The 6,466-nt window shown below is 44.2% G+C and carries 5 protein-coding genes and 1 pseudogene; 2 read left to right on the forward strand and 4 right to left on the reverse strand.

The window, feature by feature from the left end; all coding sequences use genetic code 11:
* The first annotated feature begins 1 nt into the window (after window position 1).
* Window positions 2-766, forward strand: a complete 765-nt coding sequence (gene madM / locus AC3WTM_RS19070; protein ID WP_102670648.1) for a malonate transporter subunit MadM — start codon at window positions 2-4, stop codon at window positions 764-766.
* A gap of 161 nt (window positions 767-927) precedes the next feature.
* On the opposite strand, the gene AC3WTM_RS19075 is transcribed toward madM, so the two are convergent.
* The 4 genes from AC3WTM_RS19075 to AC3WTM_RS19090 all read right to left on the reverse strand — a co-directional run bounded on the left by AC3WTM_RS19075 (window position 928) and on the right by AC3WTM_RS19090 (window position 5,728).
* Complete coding sequence (locus AC3WTM_RS19075) at window positions 928-2,190, reverse strand: hypothetical protein (protein WP_146023710.1); 1,263 nt, start codon at window positions 2,188-2,190, stop codon at window positions 928-930.
* A 504-nt stretch (window positions 2,191-2,694) separates the two neighbouring features.
* A complete protein-coding gene (locus tag AC3WTM_RS19080) occupies window positions 2,695-3,558 on the reverse strand; it encodes a multinuclear nonheme iron-dependent oxidase (protein ID WP_102670650.1) in 864 nt (287 codons plus the stop codon).
* Between the two features lie 136 nt (window positions 3,559-3,694).
* Window positions 3,695-5,344 (reverse strand): B12-binding domain-containing radical SAM protein, encoded by a 1,650-nt coding sequence (locus tag AC3WTM_RS19085; protein ID WP_102670651.1) that lies wholly within the window; start codon window positions 5,342-5,344, stop codon window positions 3,695-3,697.
* A 258-nt stretch (window positions 5,345-5,602) separates the two neighbouring features.
* Window positions 5,603-5,728 carry a hypothetical protein gene (locus AC3WTM_RS19090; protein WP_256586141.1) on the reverse strand — a complete coding sequence of 42 codons (126 nt, stop codon included), beginning with the start codon at window positions 5,726-5,728 and terminating at the stop codon, window positions 5,603-5,605.
* Between the two features lie 420 nt (window positions 5,729-6,148).
* Between AC3WTM_RS19090 and AC3WTM_RS19095 the strand changes: the two are divergent.
* Window positions 6,149-6,358, forward strand: a pseudogene (locus tag AC3WTM_RS19095) (malonate transporter subunit MadM); the annotation flags it as partial.
* Window positions 6,359-6,466: the final 108 nt, after the last annotated feature.

Consider the following 6,466-nt stretch of genomic DNA (forward strand, 5'->3'; position numbering starts at 1 on the left):
TATGTGGGAACTCATCAAGAGCGGTCTGGAACACAACGGTCTGGTCACCGCATTCGCCTTTGTCGGCGTGATCATGTGGGTATCAGTAGTGATCTCCAAACGCCTGACCTTCGGGCGTATCCACGGCTCGGCGATTGCCATCGTCATCGGCCTGGTACTGGCCTGGGTCGGCGGCACGATGACCGGCGGGCAAAAAGGCCTGGCGGACCTGACCCTGTTTTCCGGCATCGGGCTGATGGGCGGCGCCATGCTGCGAGACTTCGCCATCGTCGCCACGGCCTTCGAGGTGCAGGCCACGGAAGCGAAAAAGGCCGGCTTGATCGGTGTTATCGCGCTGCTGTTGGGCACAGTGCTGCCGTTTATTGTCGGCGCGTGCATGGCCTGGGTCTTCGGTTACCGCGATGCGGTGAGCATGACCACCATCGGCGCCGGTGCGGTGACCTACATTGTCGGGCCGGTGACCGGCGCGGCCATTGGCGCCAGTTCCGATGTGGTGGCGCTGTCGATTGCCACCGGTCTGATCAAGGCGATTCTGGTGATGGTCGGCACGCCGATGGCGGCGCGCTGGATGGGCCTGGACAATCCGCGCTCGGCGATGGTGTTCGGTGGGCTGGCCGGGACAGTGAGTGGCGTGACCGCCGGTTTGGCGGCGACGGATCGGCGGCTGGTGCCTTATGGGGCTTTGACCGCGACATTCCACACTGGGCTTGGGTGTTTGCTGGGGCCTTCGCTGTTGTACTTCATTGTTCGCGGGATTGTGGGGTAGATTCTCCGAATTTGCTAATGGTCGCCTCCACATTTACCGGGTTTCATGAGCTGCTCGGTGAAATGTGGAGTTATACAAATATAATCTTCAAAAAGTTGGAGGCGGCTCAGATTGGCGTGGCTGAAATTTTATGAGGAAGTTGAAATGTTTGTTTGATGTCATTAAGAGGTTTTTGTTGTGGCTCGGATAAGAATTATGGCTAGGTAATATGCCATCATAAGTGCAACTAGGCCATAACTTAGGCCCTCAATTATCCTCTCAGGATTAAAAATGAAGCTGCTCGCAGTAATGATAAGTATGATGGTTAATGTTGTGGCAAGTTCGCTGACAAGAAAAAAAGATACTGCATCGCTATCGTTCGCGTTATGGAAAATTTCATTTGATGTTAGTCGGGTAAATATTGTTCCGATCACCACGCCTAATAGACAAAAAAAAGCTAGCGATAAAAAGAACGTAATGTCCTTGTTGGTCAGTCCCAGTAGTAGAGATGTGATAACAGTCGCAATCAAACAGGAGGTTGCGAGTGTGGTGCTGGATTTGCTGATGATAAATCTGGATGTCACAAGCCTCCCTAATACAGTAGATGCCAAAAAGACCATGTACGCAATCGCTGAGCTTCCTAACCAAGAAAATTGCTGGGCTAAGCCCAAGAGGTTGCTATGCCGATAGAGCAAACCTATTGCGTACATAAATATCAGAGATTCAAATACGTTTCCCGCAACATAGCCAGTTATTTGCACTGGATATTTCGCGGCAACAGTGAAGTGCTTAAGATATGCATGCCGGCTTGAATGTATTAAAGTGGTTCTACTTGTGTTGGCGGGTCGTAGATCACTGTTTGATATGTATATTTGCGCTGATCTGAGTAGTAGTAGCATCGACATTATTGCTATTGTGGCATATAAATAGGAGGTGGAATTTATTACAAGGGAGGCCGTCAGTAGTAAAATAAAAGGAGTTCCAATTCGAATGTATAGAAGATGGTTGAATGCTTTGATGTAGTCAGCGGTCTGGCCAGTCATTTTTATATGTAAGGCATTATAAGCTGGCCGAAAAGATGCTTTTAAACAGCCTGTTCCTGCTGAGTCGCATACGAAAGCGATTAGAATTAAGCTCCAGCCTGTGTACCAATATTCAAGCAATGCTGCCAAAAATCCCAATGTCAGGAAAATAGCGCATGCCAGTTTGAATATAAAACCATAGATGGTGGTATTGGCAATGCCTAGTCTACATGCAAAGTAGTGTCCAATGTAAAATTCCACAATCAAGGAGATGATTAACTGCGTTGCAAGCGAGAATTCCAACGAAAACTGGCCTAAATTTGGATTGCTTGCAATTAAGGCTAGTTCGAGAATTGTTGCTCCCATTGCAACGCCACCATACAAGGCATCTGATCTCGCGATTAGTGTGTGTGCACTTCTCATTCGTTTACTCTATAAGTTTTACCGGGCTCTAGAATAAGGTTTGCATATAGAGCGGACGGCGCGTAGGCGCGACCGTAAAACATTAGTGTCGTATATATTGAATCAAGATCGTAAGGGATTAGTGTGAATCTCTCTAAAGGTTGCTTAGTGGTGTATGCTGAACTTCTGGCTTTGCCATTTCTAAAGTCTTCGTAAAGTAATAGCTCGAAATCAATATTTGAGTTCTTAGCGGTATTGTTAAAAAAAATACCACAGGCTGCATCATTGAGGTTTCTGTAGGTGCTCCCGGTCGTATCAAATTGTTCAAATACATTAGTTAATATGTCATCTCCATAGATTGATTGTAGGTATCTAATCGTATAAGGCCATCTTCTATTTAAATGCCTGGATATGTCTAGATATCGTCTGACGCATTCAAATGTGAAATGTTTATCGCATGCAGTGGTTGGGGAAGTGAGAATATGTTTAGATTTATATATTTCAGTGAAAATCAAGTCGATAGTATCAGTATTTTTTATTATCATTTTCTGATACCTCTGCGAGCGATTTTTTTACGAGGTCAATGTTGCTTCGCTCAACTTCAATGGATGAGCCCTCCATTTCCAGCAAAATGTTTTCCGTATTGTATGCCTGGGTGATGGTTGGCTTGAAAGCTTCCATTAGTTCAATATTGAAGGGGTCTGAGTGTTGGTCGAGCCACACGGGAATACCATTCCACATCCAGGATTTTATTCCTGAAATATGTAACGTCTTGATGAAGCTCCATATTTCATGTTTGGCGTCAGGTATAGCGAAACCAAGATCTTTGCTTTTGCAATAGCCCAAGTAATGTCCTATGTCAAAGGCCATGGAGCAACCAGACTGAATGCATAGCTCTAAATAGAAGTCCCAAAACGGTATGCTTCCAAACTCGCTGTATACGGGAGGATTCTCTAAAAGTATGGGTAGTTCAAGAAAATGCTTTACCATATTGGCGTTAACTATTGTTGTTTGTAATGATTTTTTGTTTAATGGTGGATTGGTCTGATGGGCGCCTAGAAAAAGATTGCCATTTCTCCATATGCCTATGTCTTCTTCGATGTAACTTACCGGGAGAGTATCAATTATTTTTTTCAGATTTGCTAACTCTGCCATGTCGATCACTCCAGAGAAGTTTATATCTACTGGGTGTACGGAAATAGTGAAGTCAGCAGTTGCGCAAAAATCAATAATTGAGTTCTCCAACCTATCCCAGGGGCGCACGCCCAGGCTGAAGTGCTTGATCGGGGCGCCACGGTAAACGCTATTGGTGCTTCTATGTAAATAAATAAATTGTTTTAGCTTATTTGTATCGCCACTCACACCTAAACTTATCGAATTGATGTCCATAAAATTCACCTGCTCGAACGATAATTATGCAGACTTTCCGATTAATTCACCTTTTCTACCGCCAACACCAAGCGTAAAGGTTTCTAAAGCGACTCGTTTTGGCGAGTTATTTGGTTCTTTACCGTGCAAGGTTTTTTTAAGATAGAGGTGTATGTTGGAACTCTTTTCCTGTAAATATCACTGTTCGCTCCCCCGTCCGCTGACAGAGCCCCCACAGAATTTTGAATGGCATATGTCTTAGGTAAATGTTGAGCAAGGATAGGTGTGCAATTTCTCGTGGCGAGGTGCTTTGTGAGATTTTTTCTATATTTATAGAAATTGCGTTCTCTAGAGAATTTAGGAGAGGTTTTGCAAAATAATCTATATAGGCGTCGTAGATTTCCTTCACCTCTTGATTCTCTATAAGCTGTCTGCTGTTAGGTAAGTCGATCAAGTTGAACTTAATGCCCATTTTTCTTTCAAGATTATCTCTAACAGGCGTTCCTGGATATATCATCATGATATTGAAATAATGATCAAAGGATTCATGTTCAGTCATTCCAGAGTTGAGCAGAAAACTTAGATTTTCTATAATTTCTCTTTTTTGTTGGTCATGATAGAACATTATAAAGTCGAGGCCGACGTCAATACCATTGATCTGTAGGGCCCTAATTGCGTCTATATTATTCTTTACTGTGACTCTTTTGTTCATATAATCGAGCTGAGTTTGCGAGCCGGACTCAATACCCATTTCGACTAGTCTTAATCCTTGCGTAACTAATTTTGGTAATTCTGTGCGTAACTTAAGCAGGTATCCTACTGTAGAAGAACTGCTCCATGTAATCTCGCCACCGAACAGCTTGTATAGTTTTTCAGAGAACTCCAGTACTCTGTCTTTTCGTACAAAAAAATTAGCGTCCATCATGTAAATATGTTCAAAAGAGTATTGTTTGTGAGCCTCTACAATCCAATTAACAAGAGTGGTCGCGTCGACAGCACGCCACTTAGGACCATCTTTATCTGCCGCAACGATAGCGCAGAATGAGCACGCTAAAGGGCAACCACGGCTACTGGTGAGAGCTATTGATCTTCTTTTCTTACCATCTCTCCTGTCCGTGAAATAGAGGTTTTGTAAGCGCTCGGAACAATATTCCAATAATGGATTTTCCCACTCAGTTGCGGGTAATTGTATTTTCTGTTTATAGGTTTCGTACGTTTTCCCGGTTGCGGAGATCCAAACTGCATTTGGTATGTCTTGTAAGTGGTTGTCTATAAATATTTGTTTTGGTGTAAGGTTTTTATTAGTGTTCTTTGTGGGCGGAGAGGGTGGGGCTTCCTCACGCGATTTGTTGAATAAGTTTAGCAGTGTGGCTGTTGAGTGTTCTCCTTCACCATAAAGTGCCAGTTCAAAAATACCATTTGATACACGTAAAAAATCTTTCGCTGCAAGGCTTATATGCGGGCCGCCGCAAAATAATACTGTCTCAGGTAGTGCGCTTTTAATTAATTGCCCCCAAGCGATCGCTGCTTGAACATGGCTGCTGTAAATAGATATTCCTACTAGAGCGGGTTGCCAGCCTATCAAGTCTTTTAATTCGTGAGTGTCTGAGGTGTATAAGTCAGAATAATCAAATATTTTGCATTTTACATGTGCTACATGTTTTTTTACGTAGGCTGATATGTTCTGCAGCCCCAGAGGCATTACTTTTTGCGGACCTTCGCCGTATGGCAGCGAAACTAACGCTAGTCGAGTAGGATCATAAATATCACTGTTATTGTTTAGTGAATTCCAGCACGCTTCGTTCATACGCACTCCTTGCCTCTTTGGCCTCAGACATATTGAAAAAAGCTGGATACCGCTCTGTTAGCGCCAAGGATTTTTCATGGGAATCCAGTGCTTCAATAAACTTTTTTTTCGGAATTTTCAGGAGGTGTGTGCCATTGTGAAAAAAACAATATCCGAGTTCTATTAAGCATAGAACACCTTCATTGATTGTAGCTCTCATGTGTTGGCAGCCTTGGATTTTAGAAGTGGGCATCGTTAAACGATGCCCTGGTTATTTCATCAGAACTCTGGCGCTGTTTTTCCAGCAACCATGTCATACGTTCCATCTGGAACAGGAGTCATAACCTCAACATCGGAGGCTAAATCATCTAAGTGGTTTTCATCATGAATTATTTCGTCATTCATACCTTTCTCCTTCTGAAGTGTGACAGCTAAGTCACAGGATATCTCCGGTTTGACAACGTTGAAGTTAGAACTCGGTAGATATGTAGCTATGCACAGCTGAGTGTCTAACCTCCTGCCACTGATGGATAGCTATCTGTGACGGTTTCATATAAGTATCGAATCAGATTGCAGTCAAATAAAAATTAAAACTTCCGAAATTTCCTAGGATATTTGTGGCTTTGTAGGTCGCATCCTACTTTAAGGGAATTATCCTACAAGTAGGTGGTGAATATAGATCTTTGGGTCTGCCGCTTTGGTGTGATGCGTAAATTAACTTCTCGACTTTATGTCTAGAAAACAGCGCGTTGAATTAGTTTATGGGTCGTTTTGAAGTTGAGGTTAAAATTTTTTCATTGCTGTGCAGTGACCAATAATAGGGACGCAGCGCGCTGGATGGGCCTGGACAATCCGCGCTCGGCGATGGTGTTCGGTGGGCTGGCCGGGACGGTCAGTGGTGTGACTGCCGGTTTGGCGGCGACGGATCGGCGGCTGGTGCCTTATGGCGCGTTGACTGCGACATTCCACACCGGGTTGGGCTGCTTGTTGGGGCCTTCGCTGTTGTACTTCATTGTTCGCGGGATTGTCGGGTAGTCCGCTGCATCGTCATTGAATGTTCAGACGTCATCGCGAGCAAGCTCGCTTGTATGGTAGGACTTGAAGGGAGGAGGAGGGACAAGGCTCGATTCTGACTGTTGACGC

This window comes from Pseudomonas sp. EU05-FHT14B02 (genome assembly GCF_058791055.1).

What these genes read in the sequence shown, in the direction of transcription:
- madM (WP_102670648.1), top strand. Translation starts at nt 2, where the DNA reads ATGTGGGAACTCATCAAGAGCGGTCTGGAACACAACGGTCTGGTCACC.
- AC3WTM_RS19075 (WP_146023710.1), bottom strand. Translation starts at nt 2,190, where the DNA reads ATGAGAAGTGCACACACACTAATCGCGAGATCAGATGCCTTGTATGGT.
- AC3WTM_RS19080 (WP_102670650.1), bottom strand. Translation starts at nt 3,558, where the DNA reads ATGGACATCAATTCGATAAGTTTAGGTGTGAGTGGCGATACAAATAAG.
- AC3WTM_RS19085 (WP_102670651.1), bottom strand. Translation starts at nt 5,344, where the DNA reads ATGAACGAAGCGTGCTGGAATTCACTAAACAATAACAGTGATATTTAT.
- AC3WTM_RS19090 (WP_256586141.1), bottom strand. Translation starts at nt 5,728, where the DNA reads ATGAATGACGAAATAATTCATGATGAAAACCACTTAGATGATTTAGCC.